Source organism: Shewanella japonica, assembly GCF_002075795.1.
Classification (GTDB): Bacteria; Pseudomonadota; Gammaproteobacteria; order Enterobacterales; family Shewanellaceae; genus Shewanella; species Shewanella japonica.
The window spans coordinates 168,156-186,799 of sequence record NZ_CP020472.1 but is presented as its reverse complement, the minus strand read 5'-3'; the positions used below and the strand labels follow the sequence as shown (position 1 = coordinate 186,799).

Genomic DNA, 18,644 nt, shown 5'->3' with positions numbered 1-18,644 from the left:
GACTTTGAGTCGATTTAACTGGCATAAGTTTGCGCAATAGCGCTCATTTACTAAACTTGAGATCCTGTTTTTATCTCTATTGTTTTTTGAGTGGCATAAAAATGGAGCTTTTATGTATGGGCAATGGTTAGTGCGATTTAACAAGAGCATCGTCTGCATATTGCTCATTTTTTGTGGGGGGGCCAACGCCTCGCCGCCGTCTCATATTGTGGGTAACTGGCTTAGTCAACAAACCGATCACATTGAAATTTTACAAATCAACGATGACCACAGTTACTTACAGATTGGTCTAGATCTGCAGGCGCCAGATAACAGTTTTGCCGAATGGGGTTACTTTAATTTGTCTAACACGAAAGCGTTTTCTGAATTGCCGCTTTCTATCAGCTTTAATCCGACATTTAGCAATAATCCAACCAAAGGCTTTATCACCTTACTCACCCAACGAAATCAAAGCCATGTGTACCTCAACAGTGATGCCTCTCGCTTACAATTAAACATGGACACCTTAGGTGATAACTCAATTGATAACGTGATTGAGTACCAACAATTAGAACCAAGAGAAATTGAAGGCTATTGGTACAACCAAGAATATGACGATCTTTATGCAGTCCTAATGCTAGAAAATGGCCTTTATGTGCAACTGCAAATCAACTTTGAACATGATGACGAACTGACAGGGATGGAGTGGGGCCAATATCAACACCAATCAGACTCTGGGGAAGTGTATTTTCAAACTCAATATGACGACAATCAACAAACAGGTTTTAGTCGTTATGGAGAAATCGCCTCAGCGGCCTTTAATGTCAAATTACATGATGACCAATTAATCTTTCTACTGGATCACAACGAAGATGGCATCATAGATACTTTTTCACGATTAATGCGCAAAAACTGATTTAGTTACAATTTCCAAAAATCAAATCCACTTCATTATTTATAAATAATTTCATAGACTTAATTATCATTATTAGTCATATTATCCTTGTTCTGCCATAATCGACTGTAACACCTCTTGTTTGCACTCTAATAAACTCGCTATATTGAACTGATTAATGGTATTTAGCGCCGAAATTTAGACTAAAGGATATTTCATGGGCCAGGAAACATCTAAAATTCTCGTTGTCGATGATGACATGCGACTCAGATCATTATTGGAACGCTATTTACTTGAGCAAGGGTATCAAGTGCGAAGCGCTGCCAATGCTGAACAAATGGATCGTTTATTAGAACGTGAAAACTTTCACCTTTTAGTGCTTGATTTAATGCTTCCGGGTGAAGATGGACTCTCTATCTGCCGACGCTTACGTCAGCAAGAAAACCCTATCCCTATTGTGATGCTGACAGCCAAAGGCGATGAAGTAGACCGCATTATTGGTTTAGAGTTAGGCGCAGATGATTACCTACCAAAACCATTTAATCCTCGTGAATTACTTGCTCGTATTAAAGCCGTTATGCGCCGTCAAACCACGGAAGTACCTGGAGCACCTGCTCAGCAAGAGGAAGTCATCAGCTTTGGTGATTTTTCATTGAACCTTGCCACTCGTGAAATGTTCCACGACGATAAGAGTATTGCACTGACATCGGGTGAGTTTGCTGTGCTTAAAGTATTGGTATCACATCCAAGAGAGCCATTATCTCGCGACAAACTGATGAACCTTGCTCGAGGCCGTGATTACTCTGCACTCGAGCGCTCCATTGACGTTCAAGTCTCAAGATTACGTCGCTTAATTGAAGTCGACGCGGCTAATCCACGCTATATTCAAACTGTGTGGGGCTTGGGTTATGTGTTTGTGCCTGATGGCACCGCAAGAGGGTAACTCCCCATTAGCCAGAGTAAATCCATTAGCCAGCCAACGGCAATTAAACTGAAGTGGTGGCAGCGTTTTCTGCCACGCAACTCTTTCAGTCAAACCGTTCTCTTGATTGGTAGTTTGCTGCTTATCAATCAGCTAGTGTCATACTTATCTGTCACTGTATATTTCATCAAACCTAGCTACGAACAAATTAACCAACTGATTGCCCGTCAGATTAATTTGTTGTTCATCGATGGCGTCACGATTAGCCGCGAACACCTCACCATGGTCGATGCCCTCAATGCAAAAGTACGCCACGATGAAATGAAAATCTACAATCAACAAGATGCCATCAAAGCAGGGCTTGATAGTGCAACGTATTATGGCTTCTTGTCTGAACAAATGTCGCAATACTTAGGTGGCGAGGCTGAAGTTCGCTTTTCCCAAGGAACGCAATTACAAGTTTGGATCCGACCACCACAAGCACCCACCTTGTGGATAAAAGTGCCGCTTACTGGCCTCAATGAAAATGATCTCTCTCCACTGACTCTATACTTATTAGTGATTGGTGCATTAAGTGTCGCTGGAGGATGGATATTCGCTCGACGGTTAAATCGACCGTTAAAACGCCTACAACAAGCTGCAGTGACAGTTTCCAAAGGTGAGTTTCCAAAACCTTTACCATTAAGCGGCTCATCTGAAATCGTTGAAGTGACCCACGCCTTTAACCAAATGTCTCATAGCATGAAGCAATTGGAGCAAGACAGAGCCTTGTTGATGGCAGGGATCTCGCACGATTTACGCACCCCGCTGACACGCATTCGTCTTGCCTCAGAGATGATGGTCGATGAGGACAAGTATCTTCAAGAAGGTATTATTAATGATATCGAGGATATGGATGACATCATTAAGCAATTTATTGCTTATGTTCGTCATGATCAAGAAAGCGTGCGCGAGCCGAATCAGATTAATCGCTTAATCCAAGAAATTAGCCAGCAAGAGGTTAATCGTGATGGTGAAATCGAGTTAGATTTACAAGATTATCCATTAGTGCCTTTTCAAAGTATCGCTATTAAACGAGTACTGAGTAATTTAGTCGAAAATGGCTTTCGCTATGGTGGCGGCTGGATAAAAATCAGCTCTAAACATAAGCCTAAATACGTCAGCTTTATTGTCGAAGACAATGGCCCTGGCATTAACGAAGCTAAAATCGATGAACTATTTCAACCATTCACCCAAGGCGACAGCGCCCGTGGCTCAGTGGGCTCTGGCCTAGGTTTAGCGATAGTAAAACGGATTATTGACCGCCACCACGGAAAAATTGAATTGAGTAACCGTCCAGAAGGCGGCTTAAAAGCACAAGTATGGTTGCCAATAGATAATAGTTAATGCTATTGAGCTTGTTGACTGCCCAAAGTTTGATACCAAAAAAGCGACTGCTATAGCGTAAATAGTGAGTCGCTTTTTCAGATTGGTTATTACTCTGTTTATAAGTCTGAATGTGGGCCAAACACTTCGTAATGAATTTGCGACTCTGGCACATTAAGCGCGAGTAACTGCTGCTTAATCGCCTTCATAAACCCAATAGGGCCACAGAAATAATACTGTGCATTTGGCACAATACGCTCAGCGATATTTTCCAGTGCAACTGTCCCTTCAAAATCAAAGTCTTCAGCGGGTAAATCTGTCGCTAACGGTTGACGATACCACACATAACTTTCAAGGTGAGTATTGGCATTGCGCTTAGCTTTTATCGCATCTTTAAAGCCATGCTGCGCACCGTCTTCACAGGCATGAACCCACGTAATATCTGCTTGGTGAGATTGAGACAATAACTGATTAAGCATACTCTTCATTGGTGTCACCCCCACTCCAGCAGACAGTAATACCACTGGCGTATCAGCTTGTGCAGAAAGTACAAAATCACCAGCTGGGGCTATAAGCTCAATCACATCACCAACATGATAATGATCATGCAGTAAATTTGAAGCTTTACCTTCCGCTTCACGCTTCACGCTTATGCGGTAGCTACTCCCGTTTGGCGCATCCGATAATGAGTATTGACGAATTTCAGTAAACTCAAGCTGTTCATGCTCAAGCGACACGCTTAAGTACTGCCCAGGCGTAAAATCGACAACCGATCCACCGTCCTCAGGCGTTAATAAAAATGAAGTAATCACTGAAGACTCTACTGTTTTAGCCTTTACAACAAAACGGCGCTTACCTTCCCAACCACCCGTTTTGGCAGCGGTTTGCTGATAAAGCTGCGCTTCTCGATTGATAAAAATATCCGCTAAAAAACCATATGCATTGCCCCATGCCGTCAATACTTCTTCGGTTACTGCATCACCGCCGAGTTCTTTAAGGGTCGCAAGTAGGTGACCACCAACAATGGCATATTGCTCAGGCTTAATTAAAAAACCAGTATGTTTATGGGCTATACGCTCAACGGCAGCGCCAAGTGCTTCAAGGTTATCAATATTTTTGGCGTAAGCGGCAACGGCATTAAATAAGGCAACTGGCTGACCGCCAGTGTGTTGATGAGCCAAGTTAAATACATCTTTTAACTCGGGATTATGTTCAAACATACGTTGATAAAAGTGTGTGGTTAGCGCTGGGCCTGCTGCTTCTAATAACGGAATAGTGCTCTTAACAACGTCTTTGGTATGCTGATCTAACATAAACAACCTCTAATATGTATTTAAAATGCATGTTTTAAAAGAATACTAAACATGTATTTGATTTAGATCAATATATTTCAGATTAATTTGAATTTATCTAGCTCGTAAATATCATACTGGTAGCTGAAAGGATTGACTCGATTGCACCAAGATCAAGAATCAGTGATGGCCCTAAAAATAGATTAATACAGTTATACGTTTACGACACAACTCTTGGATAAGAGTGGGTTAAATTTGAATAAAAAAGGCGACTATATCCGTCGCCTTTAAAAGCTAATCTCTCTCGTAATATTTACAAAACCGCTAATATCGCTTCTGCAGTACTGACTTCAAAAGATTTCGGCGCTTCCACATTCAAGGTCGTCACAACACCATTATCAACAACCATGGCATAACGTTGCGAACGAATACCACCAAACCCAGCAGTATCCATGTCTAGCCCTAATGCTTTGGTAAAGCTTGCATCGCCATCGGCGAGCATGGTCAGTTCAGAGGCATTTTGCGCCTCTCCCCATGCTTTCATAACAAAGGCATCATTCACTGAAACACAGGCAATGACATCAACTCCTTTGGCTTTAAGCTGATCGGCATAAATCACAAAACCCGGTAAATGGGATTCTGAGCAAGTTGGCGTAAATGCACCAGGTACTGCAAACAACACCACTTTCTTATCAGCAAAAAAATCACTCACATTGTGATTGAGCATTCCGTCTGGTGTTAACTCAGATAAGATGCCTGCAGGTAATGTGTGTCCTTGTTCTATCATGGGATATCCTTAATCAAGTGAAATGATGATTAACATAATGACTAGCATAAAACGAAATCCTTCAAACAAACACCGAAGAATTGTATGGTTAATTTATCCAATAAACGTGAATGTAGCCACTAAAGCACTCGCTGCTATTCTGGTATGCTCGCTATGCTTCACTTAACTTCTCGTGGCTCTTTATTACTCGGTATTCATCTTAGCTTTAGGTTTCATCGCCCGATACGCATGTCGGCATCCTTTACCGCAGCCCACAAGACATAATTCACAAGCTAGGGATAATATAAAGCCAATGACTAAGCCTATAGCAATCGCTCTGGTGTCCAACATAATGGTATGGCTAAAATTTTGCCAAACCTCTTGGCGAATATCCTCTAATGGCTCGAAAGCCACTTGTTCAAAACCGCTGTAAGCGGTTTGGTTAAATTGATTTAAGGCGCCATTGAGTAATTGATACCGCTGATAAATGGCTTCAATACTGTCTCCGCCGGCATTGACAACTTGATCAGGGTTTTGTTGGTAATGCTGAATAAGCCGTTGGATATCACCCGCAAAAAACCGATCAGCATCTCGCTGAAATTGATCCAGACTTAATTTGGCTTCTTGAGTATGCGCTTGTAAACGTTGACCGTATTGATCGACAAAAGCAGGCACTTGTACCCCAAGCAGTACGCCACTTACAAACAAAATGAGCCGCAAATAATCCATTATCGATTTCATGTAAATGCCTTTAAAAAGTGTGAATGGCTTGGCTTATAACGTTAATTTAGGTTGGATAAAGTCAATGAAAGCAGAAATGCGCTTCGCCACAGAAGATGATTTATAATACACAGCATTGACCTGACGACAGCCAGCATTGACCAGTTTTTCAGATTCAAGCAAGGTCACTAACCGCCCTTCCTCAATATCTTTGTTCACCATAAACCCAGATAAACAGCCAATGCCATGGCCGGCTAACACCAATTGTCGAATGGTTTCTCCACTACTACATGTCATCGCAGGCACAGCTGTGTACCCGCCCTTTAGCGGCCATTGATTCAGCACTTTAGGCTCACTAAAACCGATTAAATTATGATAATTTAACTCACAAACCTGCTTTGGAATATCACGCTTTTGCAAGTATTCAGGTGTCGCCACGAAATACAACATACTGTGACCCAATAAGCGGGCATGCAAAGTAGAATCAGCAAGTTCACCAATACGAATAGCGACATCCGTGTGCTTTTCTAATAAGTCGACATAACCCTCGTTAGAGGTGATTTCTAATTCAATATCTGGATATGCCTCTTTGAATTCATGAATTAATGGGATTAATTGGTGAAATACAAATGGACTAGCAGCATTAACTCGCAACCGTCCTTTGGGTAGATCGCCACGGCAAATCAAGTCATGCTCTGCTTGATTAAGGCATTGCAGCCCATTGCGAATAGACTCAACAAACTGACGACCTTCATCGGTTAAATCAACTCGTCGAGTGGTGCGGTTTAATATCGTCACGCCAAGTTGTTGCTCTATTCGACTAACAGAACGTGATACTCGTGCCACTTGAATATCCAAGTGCTCTGCCGCAGCTGAAAAACCGCCACTATCGACAACAGTAAGTAATATTTCTAAATCATCTGAACGTGTCAGCATGTCGTCTCCAGCAAGATTAACCGAATGGCAGATACAGTTTACAAATTGTGATAGCCATTAATAACGGCTTGGTGAATGCCTACGATTGTAGCAAGCCCATTAAAATCAGCTAGTAATAACGCTTATGTTATTAGGCTATACTGTGTAGTTAGCGCTATAGCATTAGCGATCAATATGGACATTACATTAAAGGATTAATACATGAAAGCCGCGATTATTGTCACTCTGTTACTGTCATCATCTACAATGGCAAGCTCCCCCCTCTCAGAAGAGCTCACCGCTGAACAATTAGATATGGTGATTCAAATGTCCGTTAATCAAATGAAAGCGGATGATGAATTTACCAAAATGGCCAGCTGTGTAAATCAATCAGAAGCAAAAGTAGAATCGGTATTTCGCGAGGTGATGCGGGCATGTGTTGAGAAACATATGCTAGAGGAAGATGATGAGAAAACCACGGCTTGTTTGGTATCTAATTTTTCGGAAAAACTCGGCGTCTCAGCTCAAAAATTTACCGCCTGCTCCGAACAAGAGTAATCTAGATTAACTGTGATTGTTGTTACTAACATCATATAAAACGATGGGTAAAACCCTATTTACCCATCGTGAATGAGGTACCTGCCCTTAGAAAATGAATTGATATAAAAACCCTGCACTGATCGCCATTGAAATAATGACAAACAGAAATGCCGCAATCATTTGGTTTTTAAATATCGACTTAAGCAAAATAACTTCTGTTAAGCTCGCACCTGCACTGCCTATAATTAGCGCCATTACCGCACCTAATCCCATACCTTTTGCTGCAAGTGCTGCACTTAATGGGATCACCGCTTCTGCTCGAATGTATAACGGAATACCGATAACTGCTGCCACAGGAATGGCTAATGGATTCTCTTCACTAGCGATACTTGCAACAAACTCTGTCGGCATAAATCCGTAAATTAATGAGCCAATGGCAATACCGCCTAACAGGTAAGGTAAAACCGTTTTAAAGTCAGCCCATGTGCTGTTCCAAATCTTGCGCCACTTGCTTACAGGTACAGATTTAGCCCCACAACCACTCCCACAACCTTTTGACTCAGGTGCAATATAGGCTTCAGGTTTGACATACTTTTCAAACCCAAGCTTTTCAAGGGTAAAACCAGCAATGACAGACACGCCCATTGCCATCACAAAATAAAACAGTGTAACTTTCAAACCAAATGTCACTGCAAATAAACCAATAATGATTGGATTTAGCAGTGGGCTTGCAAATAAAAATACCATCATGGTGCCAAAGCCTGCTTTAGCACGCAGTAACCCTTTTAAAAACGGGATAGTTGAACAAGAACAAAATGGAGTAATGGCACCTAACAATCCTGCTACCACATAACCTCGGCCATTTTTACTGCTCAGAATCCGCTGAATTTTTTCTGGTGGAATGTATTGCTGTAATACGCCCACTAAATAACTAATAGCAATAAACAGAATCGTTAACTCAACGGCTAAGAACACAAACATGTCGAGTGTTTCTTTAATCATAGTGCTATAAACTGAATTGAAGTCGAACATAGTGTAAACCTTATATCTATATTTCTAGAACAATCGAAATATAAGTAATCTCACTAGATAGATCAATATATTTCTAGTATTATCGAAATATATTTTTGTTATACCGCTCCTAAGGAACTAAACAATGGAAATCGATACGGTTGCGAAAACATTAAAAGAATTAGGTCATCCAACAAGGTTAACCATATATAACAAAGTGATACGAGCAGGGTTTCAAGGTATTGCAGTGGGCAGTTTACAAGAAAGTCTCGGTATTCCAGGTTCAACCCTTTCACACCATATTGCCAGTTTAGCCTCTGCGGGGCTGATTTCTCAGCGACGTGAAGGGCGCACCTTATTTTGCGTTGCCGAATTTACCCAATTAGAGTCTGTCATCGTCTTTTTACAAAATGAATGCTGCGCCGATCAAACTTGCGGTGAAAAGCCCGTTATAGGCAAAACAAACGTATAGTCAAAATACACCTATCGAACTCGTTTAAATTGATTGGTCACTAAGCAGCCAAGATGTTGTTGACTGCTTATATGTGTAAATTTAAGTGGTTCAGCTAAATCACCGAATAATGGAATACCACCACCAAGCAGCGTCGGTATAGTGGTAATGATTAACTCATCAATCATGTCGTGCTGCAAAAATTGTTGAATTGTCACACCACCATCAATATATAAGTCATTAAATCCCTTGGCGTTAAGCTCAGCGACCACTTGCGCAAGATCGCCTTTCACTAAAGACACCTTATTTGTCAATTCACTCGGGACTTCTGATAAGGTGCGACTCAACACGAATACGGGTTTGGTATAAGGCCAATCACAATCAAAGCTCAATACTTTTTCGAAGGTATTTCGTCCCATGACCAAGCCATCAATGCGTGCCATAAAGTCGCTAAACCCCATGTCAGACCCTTCTGGATTAGGCGTTTCATGAAGCCAATCAATGTTGTTATTTTTATCGGCAATATAGCCATCTAAACTCGTTGCAATAAATACGATATTTGCCATTGTGTCACCTCGATAATATTCACATGAGTGTAGCAAACTTATTCTGCAAATGATGAGTTTAAGAAAGCTCAAATCTACGTCGCTTTATTACTTTCAAGCTATAGCATTTTGAACAAGGATGAATTTTTATTGCAATAAAGCAAGCTTGTATATCGTCTGTTCTGGTTTCGTTATCAAGGTGTTTTGCTTGCTGATTTAATCAGCAATTTGCTATGAAAAAACGACCACTTATGACATTATCCGCCGCTGAAAAATAGCCCTATTTGGGCAAGCATTGGTTGCTAAATACTTCCCCCTTTCAATAGCAAGGTCACACTGGTTTATATGAAATCTAATTCGTTAAAATTGAAAATTATCTTTCCGGTATTAATCGCCTTATCAGTCGTCATTGCCCTATTGTCTTGGCAAAGTTATTCCAGCCAAAAAACCATGTTGTTAACCTCAAATCTAGAGCAGGTTCAGCGACTCAGCAGCCAACAAACTGAAAGAATTAGTGATTGGTTATCATCTAAAAAAGATATTCTGAATGCGCTCAAATCACGGATTAACCAAGGCGACGACATTCATGTTTTGCAACAAGCATTAGATTCAGGTCGCTTCGAGTCCACATACTTTGGTAAAGATACCGGTGAGATGATCGATGCAGACACTAGCATTGATAATACAGGTTATGATCCTCGTACTCGTCCTTGGTATCAGCAAGCAATGACCAGCCAAGCGATGATTCTTACCAAACCTTATGTAGACTTCCCGACTAAAAAAGTCGTGATTACCCTTGCTGAAAAAATCCATAATGGCGTCATTGCCAGCGATGTGAATATTAACGACTTAGTCGATGATGTTAACCGTATGACCTTGCCTTCTAATGGCTTCGCTATCATGATGCATATAGATGGTACGGTTATCGCTTATAAAGATGCATCAAAAGCGATGGGACATATTCGCGATATTGATAACCAACTGGATCTCAATGTATTGCAGCAACAGCGCCGCAGTGATCAATTAATTCCAATCCATTTTGAGCTTGAAGGCCGTGACAAATTAGTCTGGGTTGAGGATATTCCTCAAACGGATTGGGAACTGATTGTTCTACTTGATCAAGCAACGCTTGAAGCCCCTCTAGCGAGCTTGCTTGTCAAACAACTTGGACTAGCTGCATTAGTGCTTTTAGCAAGTATGGCAGTGATTTCATGGTTAATGACTAAGTTACTTCTCCCTCTCGGTCGCGTCTCAAATGCACTGTTTAAAATCGCTGATGGAAACGGTGACTTAACCCAGCGTATTGACGTTGAGTCTAAAGATGAAGTGGGAGTGTTAGCTGATAGCTTTAATCGTTTTGTTAGCAGCCAGCACTTACTCATTAGTCAAATAAGACAAGTGGCACACCAACTTGATCAAAATGCTGATAATAGCTTAGTGAACAGTCGTCATGCTGAAAAAGAAATTCAAATCCAGCAGCAAGAAGTCACTATGGTCGCCACTGCGGTAACTCAAATGGCCAGTGCGACACATGAAATTGCATCCAGTGCAGAAAATACCGCTACCGCAGCGCAACAATCCAGTAGTAGCAGCTTACAAGGCCAAAGCTTGGTGGATAATACCCGTCAATCAATTCATTTGTTGGCCAATGAAGTCACCCAAGCAACGGATGTGATTAGTGAATTGAGCCGTCATGCTAATGCTATTTCCAGCATCTTATCGACGATTCAGGGAATTGCTGAACAAACCAATTTATTAGCACTAAACGCAGCCATTGAAGCGGCAAGAGCTGGTGAGCAAGGACGTGGGTTTGCCGTTGTTGCAGATGAAGTACGTGTACTTTCTCGTCGTACTCAAGATTCAGCCCAAGAAATCTATGAAACGATTGAAACGCTACAAACCACCACATCAAACGCTGTTGAGCTAATGCAAAGCAGCCAAGCACTCGCGACTAACAGTGTCGAAGATGCCAATGAAGCGAATAAAGCCATTGAAGAAATTACCCAAGCAGCGGCATTAATTTCAGATATGGCCAGTCAAATTGCTACCGCAGCAGAAGAACAAACCCAAGTGACAAATGAGATCACGCAGAATACAGTGGCAATTAAAGACGTCACGGATGAAATTGCACAAGCATCCGTCACAGCCCATCAAGAAGCGCAGCAATTAAAAGGGCAAGCAAAGGCACTTAATGACTTAGTGGCCACTTTTATTTTATAAGCAAAAATCGACAATTTTTGGCCAAGGCCTCAATAAGGAAAAGCCCAAGTTTACATTAAGTAAACTTGGGCTTTTTGCCATTAAAGTGAGCAACAAATCTTGTTAAAACAATATCATCTTTTGGGGTTGAAGTTATTGTATTTGTTTAAGTAAAACCACAATAATGCAGTAGCACACTCACTTGTCATGGCAAATATCGTAACATCTAGAAATGCACTTAACTAGTACTAAATCATTACAAATATATTGCAAAAACATTACAAACCCCATGTCGAGAAAGTAGCATAAAACTCAGTTAACCTAGGCTAACTGAATTCTGATTACGCTTTTTCAGCAGGCTCTTTTGGGGTGCCATGATGACCATCACGCTTCCAATCTACATCAAGTAACTCTGCACCTGACAAGCTAAATGCTTGGCCAAATCCTTTAACGTATAAGCCATGATGCGGATTTAGTTTAAATAGATTGAAGTCAGTTAATCCTGCTAGATTGTCAATCATTTCGCCAAAACGTGCCGACAATGCCGCCACACCTTTAGTGAATGTTTCACTATCACGGGCAACAATTTCAGCTGTCGCATCAAAGGTTAAACGCTTACGTGCAAACACACTTTTCGACTCAGACTCATCAGCAACTAGCATGACAGACAGTTTATTAGAGGCTTTTAAGTTAGTGCCGTGGCGTGCTAACTCGCTGACCAAAATATAAAAACCATCATCGGCCAATGCAAATGGAGCATAACTGGCGTTAGGTACACCATCAGCATCTTGCGTTGCCAATTGTAAGGTTGAACGTTGCGCTTTGAATTCTTCAATTTCTGGAAGAAGTTTCTCTCGTAAGCGTTGCTCTTTTTCTGTCGACATCACACATTCCTTTTCTCTATTTTCTAATCAGCAGCGATGACAAACAGTCATCAAAAACGTTGTCATCAACAACTAAGCTGCAATGTTCACGCTATCTTTAAGTGCTTGAAAACGCTCAACCTGTTCACTTAATAACACGCGCTTTTTGTCTCTGCCTAAATACACTTTAAAAACCACTTCACCTTGTGCGCCGAAGAAGTTAATTGAGTGGCTTTCAGTGCCTCTGAACGGCTTGCTGATCAGGGCAATTGCACTGATATCATCCAGCTTTAAGTGGCCATGTAAGCCTTCACCTTTGGTGATTAAGTTGTAGTAACCATGAGCGTACTTACCCTTAGGGAAGCTACCCTTAAATTCAAAAATGCTGCCTGATGCAGACACAATCGTGGTCATATTGCCCCACTCTGGTAGTGAAGCCAGTAAGTTATCTTTTTCTGTCAGTGGTAATAAAGCCAACCGCTCTGAAGGCAGTGCTTTAACGACTTCTAACTCTGTGATTGCTAACTCAGCTGCAACCTGTCCTGGCATCGCTGCTGGGTTGTCGGCGAGGTATTGCTTGATTTGTTCTACTGATACAGCCATGGAATATCTCCAAATATTTAATAACCCTAATATACGAATCTTAAATCCTGAAAAAGCCGCTCAAGCTTTTACCCTTGAGAGGCTTTCCAAATAAGAGAGCAAGTGTTATCCACACTATTGCTCTCTCACCTCGGTCTAATTAATTCGTTTAATGGGTAAAAGAATTAAAACGAGTAACGCGCTGACAATTTGAAATTCCTGCCTTGCTCATACAAGGTTTGCCACGCTTGGCGATATTCCTCATCACCGATATTTTCTACTGCAAAATCTACACGCAAGCCTTCGAATGTCCCCATTGCTGGTTCCCAAGCTACGTAAACATCCCACAATTTGTACGAGTCATATTGCTCTAGGTTGTCAGTTGGTAACTGATCTTGCTCAGCAACATACGTAAAACGAGTACCAAACTTCATATCGCCTTCCATAATGGCTTGCGATAAATCTAAGCCCATTTTCTTAGCTGGGATATTAGATAGATACTCATCTGACTCTTTATCTTTACCTTCAGTTTGACCATAGTTGAAGGTCAAACGAGTTTGCTTATAACGGTAGCGAGTGGTGAACTCAAAACCAGTTAATTTAGCTTCGTCGACATTATCCCAAGAGGTCGTTTGCTCAAGTCCTGGAATCCCATAAAGTGGGTTAGATACAGACTGTTCGATGAAATCATCAACATCGTTTCTGAATGCACTTAAGGTCACCACTAACTCATCATCGCCCGCTAAATCAGCAAAACGCATGTCGGCTTTGATCTCTTTGTTTTGTGCTTTTTCAGCTTTCAGATCTGGATTAATCTCGAAAGTGTTACATAAGCCATCTGGCAAGAAACCTGGGATAGAAGGAATACAGTAATGTGTCCCTGTTGAGTACATTTCTTCCATGCTTGGTGCACGGAATGCTTCGTCGTAACGTGCACTTAAGGTTAACCAATCAGTCGTCTTCCACACTAAGCCAACAGATGGCGTAAACGCATTGTCGTCAGATGATTGGTTTAAGTTATTACTTTCATTTTTGAAGGTGTCGTAACGTACTGCAGCATCTAGTGCCAAGGTATCGGTTAAGCTAATATCGGCTTTAGTGAAAGCCCCCCAAACCGTAGACTCACCGTCGATATCATCAGGACGTTCACCGGCTTGGCCATTATCGTCACGTACAGTATTAATGGTGTCTTTGTAACCATCCACACCATATGTCAGCACAGTATTGCCAAAGGTAGAGCTGTTATTAAGACTAAAACCTATGGTGTCGTATTCCGTGCTATCAACTTGGTCTTTAGTCACACGATCTTCGTCGTAATTAGTGCTATTCCAATATAGCGTCGCGTTTAAATCCAACAATGGGTTATCTGTTGGGTTTAAGCTGTAATCTAACGTCACGTTTTGATCTGTCGTATTGCGTTGAACTAATGGTACTGAGCTGCCCACGTTAGTCGCTGGGTTACTTGGTACTAACTCATCAGTATCTGAAAAACGTGCAGAAAACTGTAGACGCTGATCATCAGTTGGTTCCCAACCTAATTTAGCTAAACCGCTCGTTGCTTCTGAAGCACTGTTTTCAAGGGTTTGGTCGTTACCAATCTTGATATTGTTGCTATCGTGGTAGCTACCACTTAATAACCAATCAATATTGTCAGCTAAACCATATAAGGTACCGCTGGTTTTGATCTTGTCGCCGTTCGTTTCAAAACCTTGTTTGATGTAGCCACCAAAGGTATCGCCTTCATCTAAAAAGTCTTGGGCTGATTTGGTATTTTGTGCAACCACACCACCAATCGCACCACTTCCCCATAAACTACTTGCAGGGCCACGCACAACTTCAATTGAGCTTAGTAGCTCAGGGTCCATGAAATAGGTGCCACGGTGACCAGAATTGGTGTTTTGACGCGCGCCATCAATAGTTTGTAGTACTCGCTGTCCACTTAGACCACGGATTTCAACACCTTGAGACGAAGCACGAGGACCATTAGTCACACTAACGTTAGCTTCGTTTTTCAGTGCATCTGCAACCGAAGAAGGTTGTGACTCTTGCATTTTTTCTTCGCTGATCACTGTCACGCTTCGGCTAGTATCAGAGACTTTTTCACTGATACGCGTTGCTGTGACTAAAACTTCATCAAACTCGGTGACTGTTTTGCTTTCTTGTGCATATGCGGTTGTACTGAAAACCATTGCCATTGCTACTACGAGTGGCTTCTTGGTCATGATTAAATCCTCAAAGTATAAATACAAAATTCGGCTTAGTTCGAGGGAAGTAATGACCACTTTGTGTTAGTGAAAAAGCTAATGAATCATTCAGAAAAACTAATCACAAAGTATTATTACCGCCTAACTAATTGCCGCACTTTACCTGAGAATAAAACTTAGATCAAATGAAAATCATTATCATTTGCGATCTCATTACTTATGTTGTATGTTTAGCGATATCTTGATACTTACTATTATTAAGTGATTGTAATTATTAGCTTTGTAAAGATTGTAAAGATTTTCAGCTAACTGATTGCTTTTCTTAAGAATGGTCAATATCTAACCGAATGCTGTTGTAGAAGAATATAGATCATGACACCTAGACGATATTTTGCTTTTGGATGTTTAACCGTTTTAATCCAAGGAGGCGTTCTCGCCTCTCAAAATACTGAACCTGAAATTCAGCTCGCGGCAGGGTCTGCAATGGGGTCAAATCAAGCTGTTAGTGTCATGGTGGCAATGCAAGCAAGTGCACAAGCTCAAAGCACTGAGCAAACCATTGAAGAAGTGCTTCCAGAGCTTAAGCCAGAAATTAAACCAGAGCCGAAGCCAGAAGTTAAACCAGAACCTAAGCCAATTCCTGAGAAAGTCGTCAAAACCGATCCTAAAAAGCCAGCACCCGATAACGTCATCGCAAAAGTTGAAGAAGTCATTGAGCAAGAAGTCGTTGAACCCACACCGACGCCTGTGACCGAGCAACCTCAAACCGAAATATCAGATACCGAACTTGCCAGCACAGATGCAAGTGCAACCCATGAACAGCAACAAGTGGAGGCCCAACAAGGCGTTACTCAACAAACCGTCGCGTTACAGAAACCGACATTTTCAGCGCCGCCATCACAACCTAATTACCCAAGAAAAGCACGTAAAAGAGGCTTTGAGGGCACAGCGACAGTGGAAGTCATGTTTAATCAAATTGGTGAGCAACTTTCGCTCACTTTAGTTAATAGTTCAGGTTATAGCCTACTTGATGCAGCTGCGATTGATGCTGTTGAAAAGTGGAAATTTGCCGCACCTTCACCGCAAACCGCTTTTGCTTACACAGTAAGAGTCCCGGTGAAGTTTGCGCTAAATTAATCTGAAGATAGGAAACCAACATGTCTCAACCACTATATTTGCAGCTCTCAGAGCAATTAGGCTACTTAACTTGGCCACTGTTTATTTGTGCTTTTTTAGCATCACTTATCATTCTTGAACGACTTGCGTTAATGGCCAATGAGTTATTAAAACGTGACGCTTGGTTAACAGAACTGAGAAAACAAACTCGCAGTGCGACAACAGAGCAACGTCAGCAATTAATTGCTCAACTAAGCCAAGGCCGCAGTATGTTGGCTAAAGGAACGGGGCTATTGTTATCCCATGGTGACCATCCAAGAGCCATGCGTGAAGAAATTTTAAATTTATGGCTAATCAAGCAAAAAGAAAAACTGCAATCGGGCTTAAAAGTATTACATATTATTGGTGTCATCACCCCGTTACTCGGCCTATTGGGCACAGTACTAGGTCTTATTGAAATGTTCAGCCAGCTGGGAATTTCAGACGGTCCCGTCACTCCATCACAATTGGCAACAGGACTTGGACTAGCAATGAATACCACAGCTGCAGGTCTTATCATTGCCGTGCCAGCCATCACCATGTCACATTTGATTGGGTTATGGGCTGAAAAACGCTGCAACAAAATGGCTCATGCTCTCAACCAGCTTAACTTATGGTTAGAAGGCTTCGACCAAGCATTAAATATTGGTTGTGAAGTTCCTTGCGGCGCAAATACACCTTGCCTTAAAGCCAGCAATACCCACGCAAGTCAGCAACAGACTTCATCAAACATGACACCACCAATGGCAGCAACCTTGTCGGAGTCAAACTGATGATTGGCTCTGAACAAGGCATAGGATCGTCGGCTCAAAGTAGCATTGGCATCGATCTTACGCCGCTTATCGACATCATCTTTATCGTATTGGTGTTTCTGCTACTGACAGCCAATACCCAGTTACTGACGTTACCAGTGGATGTCCCCACTGAAACCAAGTCAGAACTGGTGGGCTTATCTCAGGAAGAACACCTTTCAGTCAACATCATGGATGAAGCACCACATTGGGCACTCGACGGACAAACGTTTGACCAATTTGACCAGTTTGAAGCAGCCTTTATTAGTGCGTTTAATGCTTCACCTGATCTCAATGTGGTGGTTGCTGCAGATAAAAATGCGCCAGTACAACCATTGATGACCGTACTTGCTTTATTACAAAGACAGCAAATCAGTAATACCCAAATTTTAATGGAACCCTAATGACTGCGCTTCTAATACTGACAATCGACTCACAGTAAAAGAAACACATAGGGTTTCCACAGTAATTTTTGAGCCTTTATCATATTTATTCGGAGTTTTAATTATGCTCAAGCAACAAACACGTCAATCTAAAACCTTTTTATTCGCCAGCTTAATGGCACTTTCTGGGGCTATTTTTAGCTCAGCAACCATGGCTGAACAGCGCGTTGTCAGCGCAGGTGCTGGTATCACTGAGTTAGTGATTGCCTTGGAGGGGAGTAACGAGTTAGTTGGTGTCGATTCGACTAGTCAAGTCCCTGAAGAACTCACCTCAGTTGCAAAACTTGGCTACCATAGAATGCTGTCGGCAGAGGGTATTTTAGCGTTATCACCAACGTTATTATTGGGCTCTGATGCTATGGGACCTAAAAATACCTTAGAGGTTTTAGCTGGCGCCAATGTTGAAGTGGTATTGCTACCTAATGCCAATACTAAAGAACAACTCCTGCAAAATGTTGAAAAAATGGGGCAGCTACTAGAAAGAGAAACTCAAGCGGCAGCACTCACAGAGCAAATTCAACAGTCTTTTGCAGAAATTGATGCTAAAAAACACACCATCGCCAAACAAGGTGATGCCCCTAAAGTCCTTTTCCTACTGCTACAACCTGACCGTCCAGCGCGTGTTGGCGGCGACGACACTGCTGCAGATATCATTATTAACCTTGCTGGCGGCAATAATATAGCGGGTTTCTCAGGTTATAAGAGCGTTTCTCAAGAAGGTATTTTAGCCCTGCAACCTGATGTCATTCTGATTTCAAACCGCAGCGAAGAAGTGGCAGAAGATCCTGCAGAAACGCTATTAGCCCAAATGCCATTACTTGCTCATACCCCAGCAGGCGAACATAAGCTGATTAAAAACTTGTCAGCTAAAGCATTGCTCGGCGGATTGGGGATCAGTGCTGTCGAAGCTGCCGATCAGCTTGCCAGTGACTTTATTGAGATCCAACAGCGCTAAATTTGTTGAACGGCTATAGCAAATATTAAACGTGCTGCATTAACGCACTAG

19 protein-coding genes are annotated in these 18,644 nt (G+C 41.8%); 10 read left to right on the top strand and 9 right to left on the bottom strand.

Annotated elements, in window-relative coordinates:
- Positions 1–112: 112 nt before the first annotated feature.
- From SJ2017_RS00790 to envZ, 3 genes are all read left to right on the top strand, one after another.
- Positions 113–895, top strand: coding sequence for a hypothetical protein (locus tag SJ2017_RS00790; RefSeq protein WP_080914577.1), 783 nt, complete (start codon positions 113–115; stop codon positions 893–895).
- Positions 896–1,091: 196 nt separating this feature from the next.
- Complete coding sequence (gene ompR, locus SJ2017_RS00785; protein ID WP_055025963.1) at positions 1,092–1,817, top strand: osmolarity response regulator transcription factor OmpR; 726 nt, start codon at positions 1,092–1,094, stop codon at positions 1,815–1,817.
- Between the two features lie 42 nt (positions 1,818–1,859).
- A complete protein-coding gene (envZ, locus tag SJ2017_RS00780; RefSeq protein WP_080914576.1) occupies positions 1,860–3,182 on the top strand; it encodes a two-component system sensor histidine kinase EnvZ in 1,323 nt (440 codons plus the stop codon).
- Between the two features lie 98 nt (positions 3,183–3,280).
- Here the strand turns inward: envZ and hmpA are convergent, their stop codons facing one another.
- The 4 genes from hmpA to SJ2017_RS00760 all read right to left on the bottom strand — a co-directional run bounded on the left by hmpA (position 3,281) and on the right by SJ2017_RS00760 (position 6,875).
- Entirely contained in the window at positions 3,281–4,474 is a 1,194-nt protein-coding gene (hmpA, locus tag SJ2017_RS00775; protein ID WP_055025961.1) for an NO-inducible flavohemoprotein, read from the bottom strand.
- Between the two features lie 292 nt (positions 4,475–4,766).
- Positions 4,767–5,240 (bottom strand): peroxiredoxin, encoded by a 474-nt coding sequence (locus SJ2017_RS00770; protein ID WP_055025960.1) that lies wholly within the window; start codon positions 5,238–5,240, stop codon positions 4,767–4,769.
- Between the two features lie 183 nt (positions 5,241–5,423).
- Entirely contained in the window at positions 5,424–5,960 is a 537-nt protein-coding gene (locus SJ2017_RS00765; protein ID WP_055025959.1) for a DUF2937 family protein, read from the bottom strand.
- Positions 5,961–5,993: 33 nt separating this feature from the next.
- Positions 5,994–6,875 (bottom strand): LysR family transcriptional regulator, encoded by an 882-nt coding sequence (locus SJ2017_RS00760; RefSeq protein WP_055025958.1) that lies wholly within the window; start codon positions 6,873–6,875, stop codon positions 5,994–5,996.
- Positions 6,876–7,076: 201 nt separating this feature from the next.
- On the opposite strand from SJ2017_RS00760, the gene SJ2017_RS00755 reads away from it, so the two are divergent.
- On the top strand, positions 7,077–7,412 hold the full coding sequence (locus SJ2017_RS00755; protein WP_055025957.1) for a hypothetical protein: 336 nt from the start codon (positions 7,077–7,079) through the stop codon (positions 7,410–7,412).
- 87 nt (positions 7,413–7,499) lie between these two features.
- Here SJ2017_RS00755 and SJ2017_RS00750 read toward each other — a convergent pair whose 3' ends face one another.
- Positions 7,500–8,426 carry a permease gene (locus SJ2017_RS00750; protein ID WP_080914575.1) on the bottom strand — a complete coding sequence of 309 codons (927 nt, stop codon included), beginning with the start codon at positions 8,424–8,426 and terminating at the stop codon, positions 7,500–7,502.
- A 124-nt stretch (positions 8,427–8,550) separates the two neighbouring features.
- Between SJ2017_RS00750 and SJ2017_RS00745 the strand changes: the two genes are divergently transcribed.
- The gene (locus tag SJ2017_RS00745; RefSeq protein ID WP_080914574.1) at positions 8,551–8,877 is read left to right on the top strand and encodes an ArsR/SmtB family transcription factor; all 327 of its coding nucleotides are present in this window, start codon (positions 8,551–8,553) and stop codon (positions 8,875–8,877) included.
- 11 nt (positions 8,878–8,888) lie between these two features.
- Here the strand turns inward: SJ2017_RS00745 and SJ2017_RS00740 are convergent, their stop codons facing one another.
- Positions 8,889–9,422 carry a dihydrofolate reductase family protein gene (locus tag SJ2017_RS00740; RefSeq protein WP_055025954.1) on the bottom strand — a complete coding sequence of 178 codons (534 nt, stop codon included), beginning with the start codon at positions 9,420–9,422 and terminating at the stop codon, positions 8,889–8,891.
- 324 nt (positions 9,423–9,746) lie between these two features.
- Between SJ2017_RS00740 and SJ2017_RS00735 the strand changes: the two genes are divergently transcribed.
- Positions 9,747–11,621 carry a methyl-accepting chemotaxis protein gene (locus SJ2017_RS00735; RefSeq protein ID WP_080914573.1) on the top strand — a complete coding sequence of 625 codons (1,875 nt, stop codon included), beginning with the start codon at positions 9,747–9,749 and terminating at the stop codon, positions 11,619–11,621.
- Between the two features lie 320 nt (positions 11,622–11,941).
- Here SJ2017_RS00735 and hutZ read toward each other — a convergent pair whose 3' ends face one another.
- From hutZ to SJ2017_RS00720, 3 genes are all read right to left on the bottom strand, one after another.
- Positions 11,942–12,484, bottom strand: coding sequence for a heme utilization protein HutZ (gene hutZ / locus SJ2017_RS00730; RefSeq protein WP_055025952.1), 543 nt, complete (start codon positions 12,482–12,484; stop codon positions 11,942–11,944).
- Between the two features lie 72 nt (positions 12,485–12,556).
- A complete protein-coding gene (gene hutX / locus SJ2017_RS00725; RefSeq protein ID WP_080914572.1) occupies positions 12,557–13,066 on the bottom strand; it encodes a heme utilization cystosolic carrier protein HutX in 510 nt (169 codons plus the stop codon).
- Positions 13,067–13,230: 164 nt separating this feature from the next.
- The gene (locus SJ2017_RS00720) at positions 13,231–15,267 is read right to left on the bottom strand and encodes a TonB-dependent hemoglobin/transferrin/lactoferrin family receptor (protein WP_055025950.1); all 2,037 of its coding nucleotides are present in this window, start codon (positions 15,265–15,267) and stop codon (positions 13,231–13,233) included.
- 354 nt (positions 15,268–15,621) lie between these two features.
- Between SJ2017_RS00720 and SJ2017_RS00715 the strand changes: the two genes are divergently transcribed.
- The 4 genes from SJ2017_RS00715 (at position 15,622) to SJ2017_RS00700 (ending at position 18,593) form a co-directional block, all read left to right on the top strand.
- On the top strand, positions 15,622–16,386 hold the full coding sequence (locus SJ2017_RS00715; RefSeq protein WP_065110228.1) for an energy transducer TonB: 765 nt from the start codon (positions 15,622–15,624) through the stop codon (positions 16,384–16,386).
- 20 nt (positions 16,387–16,406) lie between these two features.
- Positions 16,407–17,177, top strand: a complete 771-nt coding sequence (locus tag SJ2017_RS00710; RefSeq protein WP_080914571.1) for a MotA/TolQ/ExbB proton channel family protein — start codon at positions 16,407–16,409, stop codon at positions 17,175–17,177.
- Positions 17,177–17,599, top strand: a complete 423-nt coding sequence (locus tag SJ2017_RS00705) for an ExbD/TolR family protein (protein WP_055025947.1) — start codon at positions 17,177–17,179, stop codon at positions 17,597–17,599. The genes SJ2017_RS00710 and SJ2017_RS00705 overlap by 1 nt, the downstream gene beginning before the upstream one ends.
- 103 nt (positions 17,600–17,702) lie before the next feature.
- A complete protein-coding gene (locus SJ2017_RS00700; protein WP_080914570.1) occupies positions 17,703–18,593 on the top strand; it encodes a heme/hemin ABC transporter substrate-binding protein in 891 nt (296 codons plus the stop codon).
- Positions 18,594–18,644: the final 51 nt, after the last annotated feature.